Annotated in this window: 16 protein-coding genes; 11 read left to right on the top strand and 5 right to left on the bottom strand. The window is 40.0% G+C overall.

What is annotated here, in order from left to right; all coding sequences use genetic code 11:
• Positions 1–165 precede the first annotated feature (165 nt).
• From SYJ56_RS16675 to SYJ56_RS16690, 4 genes are all read left to right on the top strand, one after another.
• Positions 166–612: an SgcJ/EcaC family oxidoreductase gene (locus SYJ56_RS16675; RefSeq protein ID WP_323836031.1), complete on the top strand. Its 447-nt coding sequence runs from the start codon at positions 166–168 to the stop codon at positions 610–612.
• Positions 613–861: 249 nt separating this feature from the next.
• On the top strand, positions 862–2400 hold the full coding sequence (locus tag SYJ56_RS16680; protein ID WP_323836033.1) for a M20/M25/M40 family metallo-hydrolase: 1539 nt from the start codon (positions 862–864) through the stop codon (positions 2398–2400).
• A 140-nt stretch (positions 2401–2540) separates the two neighbouring features.
• Positions 2541–2891 (top strand): hypothetical protein, encoded by a 351-nt coding sequence (locus SYJ56_RS16685; protein ID WP_323836035.1) that lies wholly within the window; start codon positions 2541–2543, stop codon positions 2889–2891.
• A 144-nt stretch (positions 2892–3035) separates the two neighbouring features.
• Complete coding sequence (locus SYJ56_RS16690) at positions 3036–3782, top strand: Dph6-related ATP pyrophosphatase (RefSeq protein ID WP_323836037.1); 747 nt, start codon at positions 3036–3038, stop codon at positions 3780–3782.
• A 4-nt stretch (positions 3783–3786) separates the two neighbouring features.
• On the opposite strand, the gene SYJ56_RS16695 is transcribed toward SYJ56_RS16690, so the two are convergent.
• Together SYJ56_RS16695 and SYJ56_RS16700 are read right to left on the bottom strand one after the other, a co-directional pair.
• Positions 3787–5685: a TIGR00341 family protein gene (locus SYJ56_RS16695; protein WP_323836039.1), complete on the bottom strand. Its 1899-nt coding sequence runs from the start codon at positions 5683–5685 to the stop codon at positions 3787–3789.
• A 27-nt stretch (positions 5686–5712) separates the two neighbouring features.
• Positions 5713–7056 carry an AGE family epimerase/isomerase gene (locus SYJ56_RS16700; RefSeq protein ID WP_323836041.1) on the bottom strand — a complete coding sequence of 448 codons (1344 nt, stop codon included), beginning with the start codon at positions 7054–7056 and terminating at the stop codon, positions 5713–5715.
• A gap of 98 nt (positions 7057–7154) precedes the next feature.
• Between SYJ56_RS16700 and parS the strand changes: the two genes are divergently transcribed.
• Positions 7155–7583, top strand: a complete 429-nt coding sequence (gene parS / locus SYJ56_RS16705) for a type II RES/Xre toxin-antitoxin system antitoxin (RefSeq protein WP_323836043.1) — start codon at positions 7155–7157, stop codon at positions 7581–7583.
• Positions 7580–8044, top strand: coding sequence for an RES family NAD+ phosphorylase (locus SYJ56_RS16710; RefSeq protein WP_323836045.1), 465 nt, complete (start codon positions 7580–7582; stop codon positions 8042–8044). Before parS ends, SYJ56_RS16710 begins: the two co-directional genes overlap by 4 nt.
• Positions 8045–8055: 11 nt before the next feature.
• Here the strand turns inward: SYJ56_RS16710 and scpA are convergent, their stop codons facing one another.
• Together scpA and SYJ56_RS16720 are read right to left on the bottom strand one after the other, a co-directional pair.
• Positions 8056–10176: a methylmalonyl-CoA mutase gene (scpA, locus tag SYJ56_RS16715; protein ID WP_323836047.1), complete on the bottom strand. Its 2121-nt coding sequence runs from the start codon at positions 10174–10176 to the stop codon at positions 8056–8058.
• Positions 10173–11579 (bottom strand): methylmalonyl-CoA mutase family protein, encoded by a 1407-nt coding sequence (locus SYJ56_RS16720; RefSeq protein WP_323836049.1) that lies wholly within the window; start codon positions 11577–11579, stop codon positions 10173–10175. Before SYJ56_RS16720 ends, scpA begins: the two co-directional genes overlap by 4 nt.
• Positions 11580–11984: 405 nt before the next feature.
• Here SYJ56_RS16720 and dnaA point away from each other — a divergent pair, with 405 nt between their 5' ends.
• Complete coding sequence (gene dnaA / locus SYJ56_RS16725) at positions 11985–13403, top strand: chromosomal replication initiator protein DnaA (protein WP_323836051.1); 1419 nt, start codon at positions 11985–11987, stop codon at positions 13401–13403.
• A 216-nt stretch (positions 13404–13619) separates the two neighbouring features.
• On the opposite strand, the gene SYJ56_RS16730 is transcribed toward dnaA, so the two are convergent.
• Positions 13620–14036, bottom strand: a complete 417-nt coding sequence (locus SYJ56_RS16730; protein ID WP_323836052.1) for a nucleotidyltransferase substrate binding protein — start codon at positions 14034–14036, stop codon at positions 13620–13622.
• A gap of 418 nt (positions 14037–14454) precedes the next feature.
• Between SYJ56_RS16730 and SYJ56_RS16735 the strand changes: the two genes are divergently transcribed.
• From SYJ56_RS16735 to SYJ56_RS16750, 4 genes are all read left to right on the top strand, one after another.
• Complete coding sequence (locus SYJ56_RS16735) at positions 14455–17625, top strand: SusC/RagA family TonB-linked outer membrane protein (protein ID WP_323836053.1); 3171 nt, start codon at positions 14455–14457, stop codon at positions 17623–17625.
• 11 nt (positions 17626–17636) lie between these two features.
• Positions 17637–19100 (top strand): SusD/RagB family nutrient-binding outer membrane lipoprotein, encoded by a 1464-nt coding sequence (locus SYJ56_RS16740; RefSeq protein ID WP_323836055.1) that lies wholly within the window; start codon positions 17637–17639, stop codon positions 19098–19100.
• 67 nt (positions 19101–19167) lie between these two features.
• Positions 19168–21861, top strand: a complete 2694-nt coding sequence (locus SYJ56_RS16745; RefSeq protein ID WP_323836057.1) for a TonB-dependent receptor — start codon at positions 19168–19170, stop codon at positions 21859–21861.
• A gap of 2 nt (positions 21862–21863) precedes the next feature.
• Positions 21864–22973 (top strand): DUF4249 domain-containing protein, encoded by a 1110-nt coding sequence (locus SYJ56_RS16750; RefSeq protein WP_323836059.1) that lies wholly within the window; start codon positions 21864–21866, stop codon positions 22971–22973.
• The last annotated feature ends 2 nt before the right edge of the window (positions 22974–22975 follow it).

Here is a 22975-nt window from a genome sequence, read left to right on the forward strand (position 1 = left end):
TTTTTAACCGCAAAGGAGTCCGCGAAGGTCGAAGTTGTCTTGTTTCTCTAGAAGCTGGACTTAGTTCGATTTACTTGGAAAGCGAGACTAGCTCAGTAATTGTTTTTAGGGAAAAAGTGTAAATTACTTCAAATTAAAAGGATCTGATCGCCAAGACTAAACTTTATGAAAACCTTTCTCTTCCTTTTCTTTCTCCTAATCAGTTCTACAGCCTTTGGACAGAACCCTCTGGATACAAAAGAGGAATCCCAAGAAATCATTAATCTGATCAATTCGTATTCGAAAACTCGGGATACTAAAGATACTGTATTACTGAAGAAGATCTTAACTGAAGATATCGATCAGCTCGTTTCTTCTGGGGAATGGCGCAAGGGAATTGCATCAGCAGTTAAGGGGATGATGGAGAGTTCTAACTCAAATCCTGGCGAAAGAACACTTAAAGTTGAGTCAATTCGGTTTATCAATCCCGATGCGGCTATTGTGGATGCTCGATATGAAATCAAAAATACGAGCGGGACAGTCCGTAAAATGTGGAGCACTTTTGTGGTGGTGGCTGAGTCTGAGGAATGGAGAATTTCAGCCATTCGCAATATGCTGCCAGCGGGGAATTAAGAACAAAAGATATAACTACTTATGACGAAAACGTTAATTGGGCTGGTTGACCGGCGCAATTAACAGTAATTAGGCGGTTTGTCCTGATTTGTTTAGAAAACCTCAATGTCTTTTAAAATGTGGAGTGTCGAGTAAACGTATTTTTACATGAATAGCAAAAATGATTTTGTTTTTTGGCTTAAATTCATCCGAAAGATTAATTTTAAACACACTTTTATCTCATTTTGAGCGATACAGAATCCCAATATTATGAAGAGAAAATTATTTATCCTGCCGGCGTTGCTTTTAGCCGGGATGGCTTTTGCCCAAGAAGTAGATCTTGAGGCAATTGAGAAAATCAAAAAAGAAGGCTTAGAAAATTCCAAAGTAGAAGAAATTGCATTTCAACTGGTGGATAAAGCAGGCCCGAGACTTAGCAATTCAGAAGGCTATGAACGGGCTACTGAATATGCTATCAAGCAGTTGTCAGAATGGGGTTTGGAAAATGCTGCTGCAGAACCTTGGGGTGAGTTTGGACGTGGCTGGGAAATGGAAAAAAGCTACATAGCAATGACAAAGCCTTACTATATGCCATTCATTGCCATTCCAAAGGCTTGGACAGAAAGTACCAAGGGTGAGGTAAGCGGTAAAGTTGTTTTTTTAGACATCAAAACTGAAGAAGACTTCGCCAAATACGAAGGCAAACTCAAAGGAGCTATTGTTGCGATCAAGCCTACAGGCACCCAAGAACCAACTTTTGAGCAGGACGCAGTGAGATATACCGTTGAGCAATTGCATGGGATGGAGCATCCGGCACCACGAGGAGGTGGGAATTCTAGCTATACTCCGGAAATGCTTGAGCAGTTCAGAGCAGCAAGAGCTTTAGGGCAGAAAGTAAATGAATTCATGGCAGAGGAAGGGGTTGCGCTGATCATCAAAGGAGTAAATGGTCGTCATGGAACTCTTTTTACCAGCAGTCCTAGGGGATATCTAAAAGATACTCCAGAAGGTATTCCAGAATTGGAAACTGCTCCGGAAAACGTGAACCTTATGGCAAGATTGAGTGAAAATGGAGTTGAAGTGGAGGTAGAAGCAGAAGTTGAGACTCGGTATAGAAATGAAGATCTGCAAGGCTACAATGTGATTGCAGAGATTCCCGGCTCTGACCCTACGCTTAAATCTGAAGTTGTAATGCTGGGCGGACACCTGGATTCCTGGCATGGAGCAACTGGTGCGACCGATAATGCGGCTGGTTGTATTGTGATGATGGAAGCTGTAAGGATTCTAAAAGCAACTGGTTTACAGCCAAAGAGAACAGTTCGTATTGCGCTTTGGGGTGGAGAGGAGCAGGGCTTACATGGTTCTAGAGGCTATGTAAAGAACCATTTTGGTGATAGAGAAACGATGGAATTAAAGCCTGAACACGAAAAGATTTCCGCATATTACAATATTGACAATGGAACAGGAAAAGTTCGTGGGATTTACTTGCAGGGGAATGCCGCTGTTCAACCTATTTTTAATGAATGGTTTGCACCGCTGGATGATATCGTAGAAGATCGCACCATTACAATCAGCAACACAGGTGGTACGGATCATCAGAGTTTTGATGCCTTGAGTATCCCTGGATTCCAGTTTATCCAAGATCCCATTGAATACCGCACGCGTACCCACCATACCAACATGGATACATTTGAGCGTTTGGAACTAGATGACTTGAAACAGATGGCAGTTGTCATCGCTTCCTTTGTATATAATACTGCACAAAGAGAAGAAATGCTTCCTAGAAAGGAATTAAGAAAAGTAGAGTAAATACTCACAAACTCAATAAAAGGGACATGGTGAATTCCGTGTCCTTTTTATTCAATCAATTAATTAAATCAGAGAATTTACGTTTAAATTTTGCTGATTTAATTTCATAACTAATTAACACTAACCTAAACCTTAAAATCATGAATTTCAAGAAATTATCAATGTTTTGCTTTGTCCTAATGATGGCCAGTATGACTGCTTATGCACAAAGCGACATCACAGGAAAGTGGAAAGCTACTTTATCCGGCCCACAAGGTGAAATGGAACTAACGTTTAACTATAAAGCTGATAAGGAAGTTTTAACCGGAACAGTTGCGAGCCAGATGGGCGAGATTCCAATAGAAAATGGTAAGATAGAAGGGAATAAATTCAGTTATGACTTCGCCATTCAGGATATGACTGTTTCCCATACGGGTGAACTTATTTCTAAGGATGAAATTACAGTAAAATCCCAGCGAGGAGAAATGAAACTTACCCGAGTAAAAGAGTAAGAGCTTTCTTCCCTTGTTCACCCTAATTTGGCATTTAAAATGCCAAATTAGGGTGTTTTAACTAAGACTTTGTATAAGCTTGTAAGTTTGAATTGGTGGCTTAGTCAGTTCTATCTACTTTTGGCTTGGTATTCGAATTTTTAAATGACAAATAAAAAACCAAAAGCACTTTTCAATTGGAGTGGTGGCAAAGATTCTGCGCTTACTTTATACAAATTACAGCAGTCGCAAGAAGTTGAAATTGCCTGTCTGCTTACTAGTATCAGTCAGAAATATCAGCGGATTTCTATGCATGGAGTACGGGTAGATTTATTGGAAGCTCAGACTGAACAAATCGGGATTCCCTTAGTGAAAATGGAGGTTCCTGATATGCCGTCAATGACAGTCTATGAAGAAACTATGCGAAATATGCTTTCTGAATTGAAAAAAGAAGGAATAACAGCCTCTGTTTTTGGGGACATTTTTCTGGAAGACCTGAGAACCTATCGCGAGAATAAATTGGCTGAGCTAGATTTAACAGGTGTATTTCCTCTTTGGAAGCAACCTACAGATCTACTGATCCAAGAGTTTTTGGACTTGGGATTTAAAACCATCACTACCTGCGTGAATGAGAAATACTTGGACAAAAGTTTTGTAGGACGGGTAATTGACGAAGATTTTCTGAAAGATCTTCCTGCCAATGTTGATCCCTGTGGAGAAAATGGAGAGTTCCATACGTTTGTGTATGATGGACCAATTTTCAGTAAACCTATAAATTTTGAAAAGGGTGAGGTTGTTCTCAGAAAGTATGAAGCACCCAAAACTGAAGATGATGCTGATCAGTGTTTTTCTAAGGAAAAAGAAGATCCAACGCACTATGGATTTTGGTACTGTGATTTAATTCCTTTGTAGAAAATTACTTTTCAATATCTCCCATTCTCACACCCAAGGTTAATTCAAGTGCAATTTCCTGATCAATTTCTGCTTCGATTTCTTTTCTGATTTCTAAGAAATCCTGCTCATCCAGAGCCTTTTCAGAGAGAATAGTTACGGATAATTTTAAAGGTTGCATTTGAATTACTTTAACTTCCCGAAGTAGGCCATGGGGTATTTCTTTACCGCTGAGGTTTTGGATAATGTTATTTTCTTTTACCATTTCGTTGAAACTCAATCCTAGAGGCAATGCTATAATGATTGAAATCCCCAAGCTAATCAGCAAGCCTCTTTTGGCAAGTCTGAATGGAGTGAATCCAAGTAGGAGGAAAGTTAACGAAGCAGCCATTACGATTCCTGCCAGGTTTGTCCCCAGCAAAAGCATAGCTCCCCAAAAGACATTCCAATCAACCCATCCTATTCCGATACCGGCTACTGCCAATGGTGGTACCAACGCAACTGAAATAGCAACTCCAGCAAGTGTTTTGGAGATCTCTTCTTTGGAGTAGGCATAAGCTCCTGCTATTCCGGACGCTATGGCTATCCCCAGATCAAGCAAATTAGGGCGTATTCTTGCGGTTATCTGGTTGTTCAATATTTCTAACGGCGTGATCAAAGTAATGAGGATTGAAAAAATCAGACCTAAGATAATCCCCCAGAAAATCGTGATCATGCTATTTTTTATTAATAAGGCATCCTGGCGAAGTGCGCCCATAGCCAAAGAAATAATAGGGCCCATCAAAGGGGCCAAAATCATCGCACCAATCACCACTGGAGCTGAATCCCCAAAGAGGCCAAAGGTCGCTATCATGGTGGACAAGGCCATCAAGACTAAATAAGTGGAAGTTGTCTGCGAATTTTTTCTCAATAAGGAAAATAGCTCTTTGAACTCGTCTGAAGTGGCATGACGTACCCAAGGCAGATAGGAATGAAGAAGTTCTTCCTTAAGTCTTCCGGTTGGTAATAAACTGGCATTTATTTCAGTTGGACCACCTTTTTCTCCGGCATCTATTAAAGAGGCTCCTGGGAGCAGTTTGATCCTTTCTTCTACTAGATTGATGGTTAAATCTTTTTCCTCATTTTCCTCCCCGTCTAATGCAAACTGGATAGTTTCTGATGAGGTAATAAACACTTCACTGGTAGATATATACCCGACGAAACTTGGAAGTGTACCGCCCTTTATCGGGAAAAATAAATTCTGAAGTCCAAACTGAATGAGAGAAAACAGGCTTTTTGGCGCTAGTATCAATACGTGAATTCGTCCATCATCGAGCCCTGATTCCTGGATTACCCTGCGGAAAATAAGGTTGCTTTCACAATGGGGAACTGCTATAATTCCCATAGCAGCAGTTTCTAATTTTTTTTCTTCGTTGCTGCCATTTTTATAGGTGATAGTGTAAGGCTTGAGTTTTACCTTACGGAAAAGCTTGGTTAGCTGGCTGAATCTCGCTTTTACACCCTCAAAAAAATTGCTTACGGAGTTGGAGTAAAGTATACTTAGAGATGTTCCAATGACCAAGGAATTGAAAGCCAATTGCTCATTAACTAGCATCAGGTCAATTTTTGGGGCTTCTTTCGCCACCTGAATTTCTTCCCATGCTTTCTCGAAAATGGTATTTATACCAAAGCCTTTCTTCCCCTGATCCATTTTCGGATGGGGGAGAAGCCCTAGGTTGACTTCGCTATCTTTTAGTTGTTCAAAAAGTTCTTTTAGCAGAATATCCGGCAAGGAACATGCGAGCCAATCTTTTGATGAAAAGTCATTTATGTTAAGTTCAGAATATGAAATATGGTTATCAGGTTTGGGATCCAACCTTTCGATCAGCTCCTCGAGCTTTTCCTGCTTCGTTTCTGGATCATAGACAAAAGTGATTTTCTTCATTTTAGGTTTTCAAAACTGCTATGAGTTTCATTCAGTATGCGCGCTCATTTCTCTCAATCGTTTTATGCAGTGATCTAAAGATCTATAATGGTGGTAGATTCCTTTCCAGATATTTCCTTTACCCACAGTTTTTAATTCTGGTTGTTTATCCAGTCCTCCAGAGTACCAATCTCCATTTTCATGATCGATTAAATAAGCATTGCAATACTCCCATAGTTTTAGAAACTTCTTATAATAATCCTGTGGATCATTTGGATATAGCTCAGCCATTAGTAGAAGTGCATTCATTCCTTCAGCTTGCGCCCACCAGTTTTTAGTATCGTGGGTAATCCGAAAACCATCTTTGAAATAATAACCCTCATCATAAAAACCACCAACGCTTTGATCCCAGCCATTTTCCAAAGCATGATCGATCATTTTTTTGGCGATAGTATGAGTGATACTGTCATTTTCCAAACCTAAAGTCTCAGATGCTTCTATCATCAAAAAGCCGGTTTCTACATCATGACCAAATGACACATGATCCAATTGATGATGATTTAGAATAACTTCCTCAGTCGAATCCACGAAACTCACAGGTGTCCAATCCGGGTGAAGAAATAGGGTTAAGTAGCCTTTTTCAGTCACGATTTGATCTCTGATGAGTAGCAGCATTTCTTCCAAGCGCTCCTTAACTAGAGGATCTGGCCAGACCAGATAGAGTTCTGTGAAAGCTTCCAGCAAATGAATGGAACTGTTCTGATCTTTATAGCCCAAGTCGGAGGTGGATGGGGTAGAGGCAGTCCTGAAAATTGGGGAACCATCAGGATTTAAGTGCTGATAATATCCTCCATTTATGGAGTCATGAGCATGGGTATCGAGCCAGTTAAATGCTTTTTTGGCTAGGTCTAAGGCTGGTTCGTTTTGTGAAGCATCATAACATGCGGCTAGCGCAAAGATCCCAAAGGCATTCCCATAGGCTGTTTTCATAGGATTTCCGATCTGATTTCCTTGTTTGTCCACCAACCAATAAAAACCACCATTCTCTGAATCCCACATTTTATCCCTTAAAAAGGCATAACCATGTTTTGCTCCTTCTTTGTAATAATCAATTTCAGGATACTTTAGTGAAGCTTTTGCATTCGTCCATACGTGGCGTGATTGAGTTACAATCATCTTTTCTTGCTTCTCTCCAGGTTGGAAATCGTAAGAGAAATTGCTCAGAAAGCCGCCATCTGTGGTATCCATTGAATTAGGATACCATTTGCCCAATACTTCAGTTTTGAGATGCTTTTCCATCTGGTCGGCTAGAATTGCTTTATCTTTTTTTTCTGAAGGTGCACACCCAAAGAATAGCGGCAACAATAAAATATAAGAGAATCTTATTGACATTGAGAATTTATTTTTTTGAAAAAAATTGGATTACATTGAACTATATTGGACATTTGTCGTTATATTTATGACAGTTGTATTAATTTAACTGATGCGCGATGACTCAATATGCCATTTTCGATCCAGAAGTAGCCTATATTACTACTGATGACTTGTTTATCAACAACATAATTTCACTGGTGAGGCAAGGTGTTTCATTTGAAGAATTTGACAAATTTGCTTCAAAGAGTGCATTTTCTTCTTCAGAATGGTCAGAATTTTTACACATCTCTGAGCGTACTATGCAACGCTACCATAAAGAAAAAAAGTCATTTGATTCTTTACAATCAGAAAAGATAATCGAAATAGCATTACTTCAAAAGAGAGGAGTGGAAGTATTCGGTAACAAGTCAAAATTTCAGAATTGGCTTGAAACACCATGCTTGGCTTTGGGAGACTTAGAGCCAAAATCCTATTTGGACAGCAGTTTTGGGATTACTCTTTTGAAAGATGAGCTGACTAGAATTGAATATGGAGTCTTGGCATGAAAGTTTTTCGTCTTAGTAAAAGTAAGTTCTCCCAAGATTTATCAGGCAAAGGAGCAGAATTAGCAGGCGGAAGATGGAACAGTAAAGGAAAGGCTGTGCTGTACACCAGCCAATCAAGAGCACTTTGTACAGCTGAAATCGCAGTCCACACACCTTTGGGTAATATTCCGAGAGATTATGAAATTGTGGAGATTACTATTCCGGACGAAATTATTTCTTTGAAGGAAATTGAAATTACCGAATTGCCTAATGATTGGAAATCAATTCCTCATTCACATGCCAGTCAAGAGATTGGAGATAAGTTTCTCTCTGAGAATAAGTTCTTGGTATTCAAAGTACCTTCCGTGGTAGTTCAGGGAGAGTTCAACTTTTTGATCAACCCAGCTCACCCACGATTTAAAGAGGTAGCAATCACTTCAATTAATCCATTTGAATTTGATGTCCGCCTGTTTGTGAAATAAAACTTTGGAGATCATTCCTCAATCAACTTTTCCAAGATTTCAATTGCTGCTTCTGAAAGAACAGTGCCTGGACCGAAAACCGCAAATACCCCGGTATCCTTAAGAAACTGATAATCTTTAGAAGGAATTACTCCACCGGCTACCACCATGATATCCGGTCTCCCCAATTCTTTCAATGCATAGATCAATTGTGGAACCAATGTCTTGTGTCCTGCGGCCAAAGAGGAAGCGCCGACAATATGTACATCATTCTCTATGGCTTGCTGAGCCACTTCTTCCGGTGTCTGGAAAAGCGGGCCGATGTCCACATCAAAACCCATATCGGCAAAGCCAGTAGCGATGATTTTTGCGCCTCGGTCGTGACCATCTTGTCCCATTTTGGCTACCATGATTCTCGGACGGCGACCTTCCAATTCGGCAAACTCGTCGGAAAGCGCAATTGCTTTTTTAAATGAGTCTTGATTTTTCACTTCTGCTGCATATACTCCAGTAATAGATTTGGTTTGTGCTTGATGGCGACCAAAGGCCTCCTCCATAGCATCTGAGATTTCTCCCAAAGTAGCTCTTTTTCTAGCTGCATCAATCGCTAGTTCAAGTAGATTTCCTTCACCTGATTTCGCTGCTTTCGTCAGAGTTTCCAGACTGGTATCCAATTCATTCCGATTTCTGGACTCTTTCACTTTTTTCAGTCTCACAATTTGTGATTCCCGGACGGCTTGATTATCCACGTCCCGAACTTCAATTTCAGATTCTTCATCCACCTCATAGCGATTTACACCTACGATAATGTCCCGGCCACTGTCAATTCGAGCTTGCTTCTTGGCGGCTGCTTCTTCAATTCTGAGTTTAGGCAAGCCTGCTTCTATCGCTTTTGCCATTCCGCCAAGTTTTTCCACTTCCTCTATCAATGCCCAAGCGCGCTGTACTAACTGATCTGTCAAAAACTCCAGGTAATGTGAACCTCCCCATGGGTCAACCACCGCTGTAATACCTGTTTCTTCCTGCATAACCAATTGGGTGTTTCTGGCAATTCTTGCAGAAAAGTCTGTAGGTAAAGCTATCGCTTCATCTAAGGAATTGGTGTGAAGTGATTGGGTATGGCCCATTGCTGCTGCAAAGGCTTCGACGGCAGTTCTAGTCACATTGTTATATGGATCTTGCTCGGTCAATGACCAGCCAGAAGTCTGGCAGTGGGTACGAAGTGCAAGTGATTTATCAGATTTTGGATTGAACTGTTTGACGATTTTTGCCCACAGCAAGCGGGCGGCCCGCATTTTGGCGATTTCCATAAAGTAATTCATCCCTATACCCCAGAAGAATGATAGCCTCGGCGCGAAATTATCTATATCCAAGCCAGCTTTTACCCCTGTTTTCAAGTATTCTAATCCATCAGCAAGTGTATAAGCCAATTCAATATCTGCTGTGGCTCCGGCTTCTTGCATGTGATAGCCAGAAATAGAAATGGAGTTAAACTGTGGCATGCGCTCAGAAGTGAATTTGAATATATCTGCGATAATTCTCATTGATGGCTGCGGCGGATAGATATAGGTGTTGCGTACCATGAATTCCTTCAGGATATCATTCTGTATTGTTCCGCTGAGTTGTTCCGGATTCACACCTTGCTCTTCGGCAGCGACTATGTAAAAAGCTAAAATTGGAATAACGGCGCCGTTCATTGTCATGGATACAGACATTTGATCCAAAGGAATCTGGTCAAAAAGCAACTTCATATCTTCGACAGAATCTATTGCCACTCCGGCTTTCCCCACATCACCGACTACTCGAGGGTGATCAGAATCATACCCTCGATGAGTAGCTAGATCAAAAGCCACCGAAAGACCTTTTTGCCCTCCTGCAAGATTTTTTCTATAAAAAGCATTAGACTCTTCAGCTGTAGAAAATCCTGCATACTGACGGATAGTCCAAGGACGCATGCGATACATGGTGCTGTATGGGCCGCGTAAATAGGGAGGGATCCCCGCCGCGTAATTTACATGAGAGAGCATTCCGATCTGCTTAGGATCGAAAGTTGATGGTATAGAAATCTGTTCTGGAGCCTCCCAGTTGGTTTGGTTCCCAGATTGCGCAGGCTGAATTTCCGAGGATTTCCAATTTTTCAAGTCTGGTCTCATGCGTTGCTCAGTTTATTTTGTTCTACAAAGTATGTCGACCGGCTTGGAAGCAACTCGTACTCTTTTTCGTTTAATGGTTCAAAAGGCTGATGGTTTTCCAGCTCGCCATTTGTGAGGTATTTATTTGCGCCAACTTTTATATTGGATTCTGACAATACTTTCTTCTGGGCAGTTTCTCGTGAATTTCGAATTTCTGCATGCAGCGTGCGTTCTTCAAAGCTATACAGCCAGCCTCCTTTTTCTTCCAATTTCTGAAGGCTTGAGATCACGGAAATTTCAATTTCCTGTTGAAGTTTTTCCAAGTAAAATGACCCTGCTGCCGGATCCATCACCTTATCCAAGTAACTTTCTTCCTTTAAAATAGATGAAATATTTCTCGCTATTCTCTTTTCCAAAGCTGAAGCATTTTTCCCTTCGGCAGGATTTGCCCAAAGTGAATTTGCTCCGCCAAGGATTCCTGCCATTGCCTCATAAGTCTGGCGGATGAGGTTGGTGTTTTTATCTAAAAGTGATTTGCTCCAAGTGCTGGTGGAGGTAATAATATATATGTCCTCCATTTTGATTTGCACCCCGTAATTAGATGCTAGCTCGAGGATCAGCTTACGCAAAGCTTTTGTTTTTGCTATTTCCGCAAAGTGAGAATCTCCTATTGCTGTATGAAAAGCTAAATTTTCAAATACCTGAGTAGGCGAAATTGCTTTTTTTGAAAGCTTGTCGATCAACTCAATCACTTCACCTAATCCGTAAGTCAGTTCTTGGATTCCAGTAGCGCCAGAGTTTGCGTAACGCGATAAGTCGATAGTCATAGGATAAAAATCTCTGAACTCCTTGAACTCATTTATAGCCTGAGCTGCTTGGTCAATTCCCAAGTCGAAATTTTTTCCATTGTGAAATAACTCATCGCATGGATTCCACAAGATAGCTCCGCTCAACATACTTGGTTTCAGGCTAGAAGATTCAATCCATTCTTGGATCAAACGAAAAAATTGGACAGTTTCTCCAGTAGGTAAAAAGCAGGTTGATAAAAATTCTGTGTGAACAGCTTTCAGAAGCTGATTTAAATTTTCTGTTCCTTCCAAATGCAGGATTAGCCCGTCTGCACCGTTTTGAAGTGTAAATAGGATTTCCTCGTTTGTTACCTTTTCATTTTCTGGAAAAATAGAGACTAGGTTATTCCAGATTCGAGGAGACATTCCAGGGATTTTAGAGTCTTGGTGGAATTTATATCCGGAAGTGGGGGCATTTAGATCTTCTGATGTATAGAAAGGCTGAATTGTGATTTTCTCCCAAAGCTTGGAAGTAAGTGTGTCTTCAAAATCTTTCCCTTTTAGTTCTCTTTTTACCTGATCTATCCAGTCTTCTTTGCTGGAAGGAGGAAATGTATAAAAGTCTTGATTTGTCATTAGCTGGGTTTATAATTTTACTGAATCCGAATTTCTGCGATGAAAAACTATTTCTTGATTAGTAGTTGCGTAGCAAAATGGCCTTTATCAAAATTAGGGAAATGAGGGGGAAATCAAGATTCTTCATGAATCAGTTTAATATTCCGATTTGTTTTATCATTCTGGTTAGCTATTGAAAACTAGAATACTTGCTATTATTAATCAAAAAAAGCACTTATTCACGCTATCATGATTCGGTAAAACTGAAAAGGATTTGGTGGCCAAATTTTATTTGGTCAGAAAATGAGAGTTGTCTAAAAACTTAAATTTTCAAGAAGAAATCAATTTTTTATTTAAGTTAATTTTCTCCAAATTTGACACCCTTGCACCTACCGCAAGATCTTTGTTTTTCAGAAATCTTCTCTAATGAGTTCAGAAGCTAGCGCCGTTTGGAATGAATGTTTACGTGTTATCGAACAACACGTCAATGAGCAGAGCTTTTCAACTTGGTTTAAGCCTATTAATCCCGTCAAACTGGAAGGTACTTCACTTACCATTCAGGTTCCAAGTCAATTCTTCTACGAATGGCTGGAGGATAATTATGTACAGGAACTAAAGCTTGCCATTAAAACTACTTTGGGGCAAAGCGGAAGATTGGAGTACGCCGTCGTGGTAGATAGAGGAAACTCTTCGAATCAGCCTTATGTGGTTTCATTTCCTCAGGGAAATGCAGGAACTAAAAAACCTCAAGCACCAATAGAACCAGATAAGACTCCCTTTGAGATGAAATCCCTCAATGCTGAAGCATTGACGAATAGTAATCTAAATCCGACCTATACGTTTACTACTTATATAGAGGGAGATTGTAATAGACTGGCGCGATCTGCAGGTTTTGCTGTAGCGACCAAGCCAGGTATAACATCCTTTAATCCATTGATGGTCTATGGTGGAGTTGGACTTGGGAAAACACACTTGGTTCAAGCTATAGGAAACGAGATCAAAAATGGTCCAGAAAATAAGTTTGTTCTCTATGTCTCTTCAGAGAAATTTGTAAATCAGTTCATGGATTCCATTAAGGATGGGAATGTGAAAAGCTTTACCAATTTTTACATGCAGGTAGATGTATTGATTATTGATGATATACAGTTTCTAGCAGGAAAAGACAGAACGCAAGAGATGTTCTTTCATATTTTCAATCACCTTCATCAAAGCAAGAAGCAAATTATCATGACTTCAGATTGTCCACCGAGGGATCTGAAGGGCCTGGAGGAGCGATTACTTTCCCGATTCAAATGGGGCCTGACTGCAGATTTGCAAATGCCTGATTTTGAGACGAGAGTAGCGATTATCCGTAGAAAAATGCAGTCAGAAGGAATTATTATTCCGGATGATGTAGTAGAGTACCTTGCTTACACGGTGGATACCAACGTGCGTGAGCTGGAGGGGATTCTAATTTCGCTGATTGCACATGCATCCTTGAATCGTGTAGAGATCAGCCTTGAGCTTGGCAAGACGGTGATGAAAAACATCATCAAGGATATTGAAACGGAAGTTGGAGTTGATTTTATCCAGAAGACTGTTTCGGAATATTATGGAATTGCGCTTGATGATCTCAAAGCAAAAACCCGTAAAAAAGAAATAGTAACAGCTCGTCAAGTTGCGATGTATTTTTGCAAGGAATTTACAAATCATTCTTTGAAGTCAATTGGTTACCACTTTGGAGGAAGAGATCACTCTACCGTGATTCATGCTGTGCAGACGGTGAATGACATCATGGAAACGGATAGTTCATTCAGAAATTCCGTATTGGAATTGAAAAAGAAATTCAAAATGAGATCTTATTGATAATCGCGGTGACCCGTAACTATCCCTGTAGCTTTATTCTCATAGGGAATGGTTAGAAGACGGGAGACCAAAGACAGGAGTGGAATAAATTTGAGAGATAAGCTTTTTTAAGAATGATCGAATTTCTCACTCGGTAAAAAGGTGGTTTTTATCTGTTGTTGCACCGGTTTTTTACTACTTACCACTTACCAAAGTTACTTTTCACAAAGTTGATTTCTACTCATTTAGCTTTTTGCCCATAGTATCTTCAAATCGTTGCAGAAGTCTGATGTATCGTTTTTGGATATTTTCCAGAAATTTTTCCTGAGTATCAATCTCATAAACGGGATTGTACTGAATACGATCTATCACGATGTCTAGCCAGGCTTTTCCATCATCGATTAATTCGGCGTGAAATGCTTCAACTGTCAAATCCCTTGAACCTGAAAATGGTCCTTTCCCAATTTGTTTAAAATAAAGCGTAATTACATTCAGTGCTAACTCATGAGTTTCCTCAAAATGCTTCATGAGATCCCTTGCTTGAGATTCGCTCAATTTGCCATTTCTAGCACGACTTGCATAGTCTGTGAGATCAGCAAGTGAATCACTGAATTCTTCTAGACATTTCTCGCAGGATTTGATGACAGCTTTCATGGAATTAACATATGATCTATGAAAACTAAAATAACAAAATATGATGAATAAGTCTTATTGTTATTAGAAAGTTATCAATTATAAAAATTTTTAATGTTTTACGGATTTTTTGGCACGAAAAATAAATTAGATTTTACTAAAAAAAAACGTTCGCTGATTTATGGAGATGAATAATTTGAATTCTTAAAAAATAGGGTGTTTTAATAATGAGAATTTTACTTTTTGTTAAACAATCGTATGCCGATGGTTTTAAAGTTTAAGTTTTTAAAAGAAATTTCTATCAAAATAGCATAGATAGGGTGTCATGAATTGATTTTGAAATTTGTACGATTTCGAAATTTATATATATTTGTTATGTTCAATTATGAAAATTTAACATTATAAAATCATCTTTCACATCAATCAAACCAAATCTAGTATGAAGAAAATTTTACTATTTTCTTTCCTGATGGTCATTACAGGGTTAGTTTGGGCTCAAGACCGAACCATTACCGGTACGGTTACAGCCTCAGAAGACGGAACCTCCTTACCTGGCGTAAGTGTCATCTTGAAAGGAACACAAAATGGAACGATTACCGATATTGACGGTAAGTATCAGTTGAATGTGCCAGGCACAGGTGGGGTTCTAGTTTTCTCCTTCGTGGGAATGAACTCAGCAGAAGTAACTATAGGAAGCCAATCAGTTATTGATACGCAGCTTTCTGAAGATGTTACTCAACTCAACGAAGTGGTAGTAACAGCCTTGAACGTAGAGCGTGAGAAAAAGACCTTGGGTTATGCTACTCAGGAAGTTGTCGCTGACAATCTTCGAGTAGCAAGAGAGACTAACCTGAACGAGGCACTTGCAGGTAAAGTGTCTGGTGTACAAGTAATTTCTGGTTCAGGAGCTAAGTTCGGTGAAGCAGCTGTTCGTATCCGTGGTGTACGAGGATTCGGGTCCAACTCCCCACTTTATGTAGTAGATGGTATTCCTACCGCTGATCCAGCTACTATCAATATGGATAACGTGCAGTCTATCAACGTATTGAAAGGTGCGAATGCCTCTGCACTATATGGTTCTCGTGCTCGTGATGGTGTAATCTTGATCACCATGAAGAGAGCAAAGGCTGGTAGAATGAACATTGACTTCAATAACACTACCACATTTGAGAATGTATCTGTAATGCCTAAGTATCAGAATGAGTATGGTGGAGGTTATTCTCAGGAATTCCAAACATTCACTTTTAACCCTGCTACTGATGATCCTGCTTTGGCTGGCTTGAATGGAGCACTTATTCCTGAATTCTATGCAGATGAGAGCTGGGGTCCACGTATGGATGGTCGTCAAGTAGCTCAGTGGGATGCTTTCACACCAGGCACTGATACCTATGGTCAGACAAGACCATGGTCACCTAATGAAGACAATGTAAAAAACTTCTTCAACACAGGTGTGTCTCTTCAAAATAGTTTGTCTATTAGTAAGGCTGGTGATGGGTACAATATTACTGCTACAATGACTAATGTAAATCGTACTGGCGTACTTCCAAACACTAGTCAAGAAAAGACTTTCTTGAACTTAAACGCAACAGTGGATCTTGCAAAGGGCTTGACTTTGACTACTTTAGCTAACTATAACAGAACAAATGTATTTGGTAGTTTGACTGAAGGTTACCAAGGTAGTATCAGTCAGAACTTCAACCAGTGGTTCCAGAGGCAAGCAGATATGGACTTGTTGAAGAAGTATTACAGGATGCCTGATGGCAGATATACCAGCTGGAACATTAACTCTGCAAGAAATTCAAGGCCATTGTACTGGAATAACCCTTACACTGAGCAGTATGCAAACTTCTCTGAAAATACAAAGGATACCTATAGTGGTAAATTTGGGTTGACTTATGAGTTGATCGATGGTCTTTCTGTATCAGCTAACCTAAGTCGCTATTTTACTTCTTATTTTGCTGATGGGCGAACTGCTTCAGGTACGTTAAACCTTGATTCTTATGCTCAAAGAAAATATCAGAGTTCAGAAGACAACTATGAATTCTTAGCTCAGTATAGCAAGGTTACTGAGAATTTCTCTGTATCTGCGTTGATTGGTGGTAACATTAGACATAATAATTTTAACGAGAATACTATTTCAACAGCAGGAGGCTTGTCAGTACCTGATCTATATAACATAAGCGCATCTATAGATCGACCAAATACGACAAACAAAATTGAAAAAAGACAAGTTAATTCTATCTTCGCCCAAGCAAGCTTTGGTTGGAAAGAAATTGTGTTCGTTGATGGATCTATTCGTCGTGATTATGACTCGGTATTGCCTACTTCAAGTAATGCCTTTACTTATCCTGCGGTTTCCGCATCCTTTATATTCTCTGAATTGTTAGCAAATACTAACATTTTATCATTTGGTAAGTTAAGAGCTGGTTATGCTGAAGTAGGTGGAGAGTTGGACCCGTATCAATTGGATCCTGCATATTCCTTGGGTACTCCTTATAATGGTAACCCTACTATGACGTATCCAAACTCGCTAATTGATCCTAATCTCCGTGCATCTACTACTGCTGCGTTGGAAGCTGGTGTAGAATTGACTTTCCTTCAAGGCAGAATCAGAACTGATTTCTCATATTACTACTATGACAATACTAATGAGATCCTAAGCACTGAGGTTCCTAGCACAACTGGTATTTCTTCTTATACCATTAATGCGGGTAAGACTTTTACTAAAGGATGGGATGCTACTATCGGTGGTACACCTATTCAAACTGCCAACTTTAACTGGGATGTAAACTTTAACTTCGCCCGAAGCAGAAATGTAATTGAAGAGATCTATCCTGGAATTGATGCTATTCAACTTGTAAATGGTTTTCTAGGTGACCGTGTAGCGGGAGGCTGGGGATCTATCTCTGCAAGAGCTAAAGTAGGTGAAGAATGGGGTACTATCATTGGTGAGAAATTTCAAAGAGATGAAGCTGGAAATATCTTAATCGATGAAGCAGGTTACCCAATGACTGAGCAAAACCAAGTTCTGGGAACAGTACTTCCTGATTACACAGGTGGTATATTTAACAGACTAACCTACAAAAACTTCGAGTTGAGTTTTACAATAGATTGGCAAATGGGAGGTAAAATAAACTCTATCACCAATATGTTCAATGCGTACTCAGGCTTAGGTACAATGACTGTTGGAAACAACGATAGGGGTGTTCCTATGCGTGACCCAGTTGCTGATGGTGGTGGATTGAGATTCGACGGAGTATTTGCTGATGGTAGTGAAAATGATATCTATTTAGAAACTTCTGAATATTGGAAGAGTCAATTTGCTCTTCATGAGGCTTGGGTTTATGATGCGAGCTATGTGAAGCTACGTGAAGTTAGATTCGGTTATAATCTTCCACAGTCACTTCTTGAGCGTACCAACTTCATCAGAACTGCTGCTGTAGCAGTAGTAGCAAATAACCCTTGGTTGATTAAGACTAATGTTCCAGGACTGGATCCATCTCAAGTCAGTGGAGATACAAGGAATTCAAGAAACAATGGTGCATGGGTAGATTCTGGACAGTTGCCAGCTACCCGTTCTATAGGTTTTGACATTCGTCTAGGATTCTAAAAAAAAGAAACATGAAAAAATCAATTTCAAAATATATACTAATAGGGATGATTGCCGTAGGGGTGACATCTTGTGATCTAGGAGATTTTGGGGATACTAACGTCAACCCTAACCAGACGACTCAGGCAATTCCTTCTTCTCTTTTGACCAACTCAATCAACAGCTTGAAGGGTACAATAGACGATCCACAGGGGTCGCTTTATTCCCAATATCTGGCAAACTCTCAGTACACCAGTGCTGACAATTACCAGACGATCATATTTAATTATGGTGGGTTCTACAGTGGAGTATTGATGGATTTGGAGCAAATCATTCTCATAAACTCTGATGAGGAGACTAGGGTGGAAGCGTCTAGATATGGCTCTAACGAAAATCAGATAGCTGTTGCACAAATCCTTCAGTCTTATTTCTACAACTTTATGACAGATAGGTGGGGAGATATTCCTTATTCTCAGTCATTGAAAATTTCTGAAGGAATACGCCAGCCTGCATTTGATCCTCAATCAGAAGTTTATACTGGGGTTTTGGCAACGCTAAAAACAGCTCAGGCTAATCTTTCTCCAACCGCGCCTGTACAAGGTGACATCCTTTTCGATGGCGATATGGATATGTGGAAGAAGTTTGCCAATACACTTAGAATGAAAATGGCATTGAGACTATCTGAGGTAGACCCTACCACTGGTGCAGCGGAATTTGCTTCTGCTATCAATGATGGAGTGATTGCATTGGATAACAGCGAAAACGTTTTCTACGCAAACCTTCCAGAGGCAGCTTTCCAGAATGCTTGGTTTGCAAGATTCCTTACTCGACGTGACTATACTGTTGCCAATACTTTGGTAGACAGAATGCAGACATCTGCCAATGGTGGTGTGCTGAATGTAGCTATGGATCCTCGTCTTCCTGAATATGCAGATCCAGCAGACATAGGAGGGAAATATGTAGGCATGCCTTATGGCCTTTCTGAGGCTAGAGCAGGTGCTATCTCTAACTCTGATGTATCCTTCTTGAATGCTGAATTAAGATCTCAGGATGCTCCAAACTATATCTTCACTTCTGCTCAGGTATTGCTATCCATGGCTGAAGCTGCGCAAAGAGGTTGGATTTCTGGCGATGCAGAAGCACTTTACTATCAAGGTATCGAAGCTTCTTTGGACCAATACGGTGTAGCCAGTGGATATGCACAGTACATCACTAATTCTTGGGTGAAGTATGACGCTTCCAAAGCTATGGAGCAAATAGTTACACAGAAGTGGATCGCTAACTTCCTAAATGGTTATGAATCTTGGGCTGAATGGAGAAGAACAGGTTATCCAACTCTAATGCCGGCTGAAGATGCGCTTAACGACAGCAAGCAAATCCCAGTTCGTCAAGGTTATCCTTTGTTTGAACTGAACCTTAACTCGGAGAACTATAATGCAGTAGTTGCCCGTCAAGGAGCAGATAACTTGGACACGCCAGTTTGGTGGGATAAATAATAAAAACTGAAAAAGATAAAATGCCATCTGCAATTTGTGGATGGCATTTTTATGCTTCATGCTCTATATGAAAAGAATACTACCACTATTTTTATTATTACTATTCCTTCAAATCAGTCACCTCTTTAGTCAATCAGTTGAAAGAACAATAATTTTTGATCAGGATTATTCAGAGACCCCCCTTCCTGAAGTACTGTATAATATTGAGACTAGGACTGGAACCCGATGTTTCTACAAAAAAGAATGGGGAATTGAAGCCTTTCTTGTCAATGCCAGTAAGGGCGATGGTGCCTTAGAAAATATTAAGAAATTGTTGGGGAATTACGGCTATGATGTAATTCTTTACAGAGAACTTTTTGTCATAGTCAATCAAGAAGGTTTGGAAGCTTATCGCTATGAGCGATGGGAGGAAGAAGATGCTAATCTCAGCGAATATCTGATCATAGGAATGGGGCAACCTGAAAATTCCAATTTGCCTGTTACACTATCAGGCCAAATTAAAGATGCAGGTGAAGGCGGGGTTCTGATAGGTGCAAGTATCCAAGTAGTGGATAGTGCTGAAGGTGTGGTGACAGATGTAGACGGTAATTACGAATTGCCTCTTATTCCCGGTAAATATAAATTACTGATTCAGTATGCTGGCTATGAACCGCAGTCGATTCAGGTTCAAGTCATTAATACTGGAGAATTAGACGTAGAACTTTTCAACGAAACGCTAAAGCTGGAGGAAGTTACCATTTCTGCTAGAAGCCAAGAGATGTCAGTTTCTGAGAAAATAGCAGGTAGAGAAATACTTGATATAGCCGTAATCAAAAGCCTGCCAACTTTTATGGGCGAGGTGGATCCTGTCAAAAGCTTAATTTCCCTACCAGGAGTCAGCTCCGTAGGAGAAGGTAGTTCTGGATTTAATGTACGTGGCGGTGATCCAGGTCAAAATTTAGTGATGATGGACGGGGCAATTGTTTATAATAGCTCACATTTATTTGGGTTTTTTGGAGCATTTAATTCGGATTTGATCAGAGATGTAGAATTATATAAAGGCGGTGGCCCTGCAAATTATGGTGGTAGGGTGTCCTCTGTTCTCAATGTGAATCTAAGAAATGGGAATTCTCAAGGTGTAGAAGTGCAAGGAGGGATAGGCTTAATATCTTCCAGACTATTAGTAGAAGGCCCTTTGATCAAGAATAAAACAACTTTCTTGCTTTCGGGAAGATCAGCCTATCCAAATTGGATGCTGAAGCAAATGAAAGATCCCGATTTGTACCAAAGTGCAGCGGGTTTCTACGATGTGAATTTTAAAGTAAATCATAACATCGACGATAATAACGTCCTCACTTTCTCAGGTTACATGAGTGATGATAATTTCGAATTTGCATCGGATACTGCCTATGTCTGGAAAACAAAACTTGGAATTCTAAAATGGGCACATAGGTTCAGCAATAGGTTTCTGATGCAGTCGCAAGTGGTGGTAAGTGATTTTCAAAGTAATATTCAAAACACCCAAGAAAACTACGATTTCGATTATAGTTCTGGTATCCTAAACTATCAGGGGAAAGTTGATTTTTCTTATGAATTAGGAACTGCACATAAATTAGATTTTGGGTTCAGTTCCCTTTATTATGAATTCAATAATGGGGATTTCAATCCTGGTATCGAAAATACTACCTCTGAACAAATTCATATTCCTAAAGAAAATGCCTTGGAAAGTGCAATTTATCTCAACGATGAATTCGTCATTTCCCCTCGTGCTTCTCTCGTATATGGTGTCAGAGTGTCAAATTATCTGGCTGTGGGTGGTAGCTATTTTGAGTTTGATTCCAATCAACCCCGGACTGCGGGTTCAATCACGGATACCTTGAGTTTCAGTAATAATGAAGTTGCCAAGTCATATATAGGGATTGAACCAAGAGCATCTTTCCGCTTGTTGTTTACTCCATCTAGTTCTCTTAAACTCAGCTATTACAGGACTAAGCAGTATATCCATTTGATATCCAACACAGCGGCGATTTCACCAGTGAATTATTGGAAGTCTTCGGGGTACAATCTTTCTCCTTCAGTTGCAGATCAATACACCCTTGGATTTTTCAAAAACTGGAAGGATAATCTCTTCGAAATATCTGTAGAAGGATATTACAAAAACATCCAAAATGTCGTCGATTATAAGAATGCTGCGACGATTTTGCTAAATGAAACACTGGATGCTGATTTAGTCCAGGGTGTGGGAAAAGCTTATGGCGTGGAATTTTTGTTGAGGAAAAATCGAGGTAAGTTGACAGGATGGGTAGGGTACACCTATTCGAGAAGTCTCCTGAAATTCAACGAGTCCCCTTTTTTAGAGGAGAAAATAAATGGAGGGAGCTTTTACCCAGCCAATTACGACAAGCCACACGATTTATCTGTTGTAATGAATTATCAGATGAGTAGACGTTTTGCAATGAATTTGAATTTCGCCTATTCTACGGGAAGACCTATTACGGTTCCTGTTTCCAAGTTTGAATATGAAGACATTCTTTCTGTGTTGAATTTCTCTGATCGTAATCAGTATCGCGTGCCAGACTATCATAGACTGGACTTAGCCTTCACTCTCAAAAGTGGTTTGAAAAAGGAGAAAAGAATTGACGGCGAGTGGGTATTTTCCATCTATAATGTTTACGGAAGGAAGAATCCATTTTCAGTGTATTTTACACAACGGGGAAATGCGTTTCAGCTATCTGTGCTGGGAAGTGCATTTCCTTCTATCACTTACAATTTTAAATTATAATGATGCGACAGAGTTTTGCAATTGCACTAGTGTTGCTATTGACGGCCTGTATCGATCCCATCACTTTTGATACGGGTAGTGAACCTCGTCGATTGGTAGTGGATGGATATATTTCCAATATTTCCTTTGCAGAACAATCTCAAAAACCAGCGCCTCCGCTCAGATTTTATGTGGCGTTACGCTGGACCAGTGATGTTGACAATGTTCGGGATGAGGTGATATCCGATGCTGAGGTTAAATTAATAACATCAGATGGAGTGAGTTATGAATACTTTTGGGATGACCTGGAGCAGCGGTATTTGATAGAAGACGAGAACTTTCATGCAGAAGAGAATATCGCATACAAAGTACATATCGAGACTTCTGAAGGTGAAATTTATGAATCCGATACGGATAAACTTTATCCAGCTCCATCCATAGAAAATATCAAGTTAGATTATCAAACGATCCTGAAAAGCATTACTGTAGGAAATCAAACTGAAATCGTCGAACAGCGTGGTTTGCAAGTTTCTGTTCCACTTGCATCCCATACTAATTCTGAGCCTTTTCGCTATCGCTGGAAAATAGTGCCAAGCTGGATCTTTGAAACATCCCTGTTACAAGATGGAAATCCTAACAAAAGGTGCTATGCCACAAATCTATATGAATATCAAGCGATTAAAGTGTGGGAAGATCAAACAGGCGGGTACAACCGTGATTTGTTCTTTTTAGAAACCGATGATAATGAGCAGCTAAAATATGGGTATTCAGCCTTTATCACTCAGTACAGCCTATCTCCCTCAGGATATAAATTTTGGGATCAACTTGCCACTCAGCAGCAGAGTGGTGGAGGGATTTTTGATCCTCCGCCATTCGCTTTAGTGACTAACATACATAATGTGGCAAATGAAGAGGAGCATGTTTCAGGGTATTTCTTTGTAGCACATGAGTCCTCTTATCGCTGGATGTTATCACCAGAGGATTTGCCTTATCAGCTGACTTTTCTTGATCCTTGTGAGCCTATGCCTGGTGTACCTTTTATTCCTCCAGCGGGCTGTAACAATTGCCTCGAGTATAGAGGTTCACATACTGACATTACCAATCAAAAACCATCATGGTGGAACGAATTCTAAAA

This window comes from Algoriphagus aurantiacus, assembly GCF_035156405.1.
Classification (GTDB): domain Bacteria; phylum Bacteroidota; class Bacteroidia; order Cytophagales; family Cyclobacteriaceae; genus Algoriphagus; species Algoriphagus aurantiacus.

Bases quoted from the DNA above. Each gene is read 5' to 3' on its own strand.
- SYJ56_RS16740 (WP_323836055.1), top strand. From the start codon at position 17,637: ATGAAAAAATCAATTTCAAAATATATACTAATAGGGATGATTGCCGTA.
- SYJ56_RS16695 (WP_323836039.1), bottom strand. From the start codon at position 5,685: ATGAAGAAAATCACTTTTGTCTATGATCCAGAAACGAAGCAGGAAAAG.
- SYJ56_RS16685 (WP_323836035.1), top strand. From the start codon at position 2,541: ATGAATTTCAAGAAATTATCAATGTTTTGCTTTGTCCTAATGATGGCC.
- SYJ56_RS16680 (WP_323836033.1), top strand. From the start codon at position 862: ATGAAGAGAAAATTATTTATCCTGCCGGCGTTGCTTTTAGCCGGGATG.
- SYJ56_RS16700 (WP_323836041.1), bottom strand. From the start codon at position 7,056: ATGTCAATAAGATTCTCTTATATTTTATTGTTGCCGCTATTCTTTGGG.
- SYJ56_RS16675 (WP_323836031.1), top strand. From the start codon at position 166: ATGAAAACCTTTCTCTTCCTTTTCTTTCTCCTAATCAGTTCTACAGCC.
- SYJ56_RS16720 (WP_323836049.1), bottom strand. From the start codon at position 11,579: ATGACAAATCAAGACTTTTATACATTTCCTCCTTCCAGCAAAGAAGAC.
- SYJ56_RS16690 (WP_323836037.1), top strand. From the start codon at position 3,036: ATGACAAATAAAAAACCAAAAGCACTTTTCAATTGGAGTGGTGGCAAA.
- SYJ56_RS16735 (WP_323836053.1), top strand. From the start codon at position 14,455: ATGAAGAAAATTTTACTATTTTCTTTCCTGATGGTCATTACAGGGTTA.
- SYJ56_RS16710 (WP_323836045.1), top strand. From the start codon at position 7,580: ATGAAAGTTTTTCGTCTTAGTAAAAGTAAGTTCTCCCAAGATTTATCA.
- SYJ56_RS16745 (WP_323836057.1), top strand. From the start codon at position 19,168: ATGAAAAGAATACTACCACTATTTTTATTATTACTATTCCTTCAAATC.
- scpA (WP_323836047.1), bottom strand. From the start codon at position 10,176: ATGAGACCAGACTTGAAAAATTGGAAATCCTCGGAAATTCAGCCTGCG.
- SYJ56_RS16750 (WP_323836059.1), top strand. From the start codon at position 21,864: ATGCGACAGAGTTTTGCAATTGCACTAGTGTTGCTATTGACGGCCTGT.
- parS (WP_323836043.1), top strand. From the start codon at position 7,155: ATGACTCAATATGCCATTTTCGATCCAGAAGTAGCCTATATTACTACT.
- dnaA (WP_323836051.1), top strand. From the start codon at position 11,985: ATGAGTTCAGAAGCTAGCGCCGTTTGGAATGAATGTTTACGTGTTATC.
- SYJ56_RS16730 (WP_323836052.1), bottom strand. From the start codon at position 14,036: ATGAAAGCTGTCATCAAATCCTGCGAGAAATGTCTAGAAGAATTCAGT.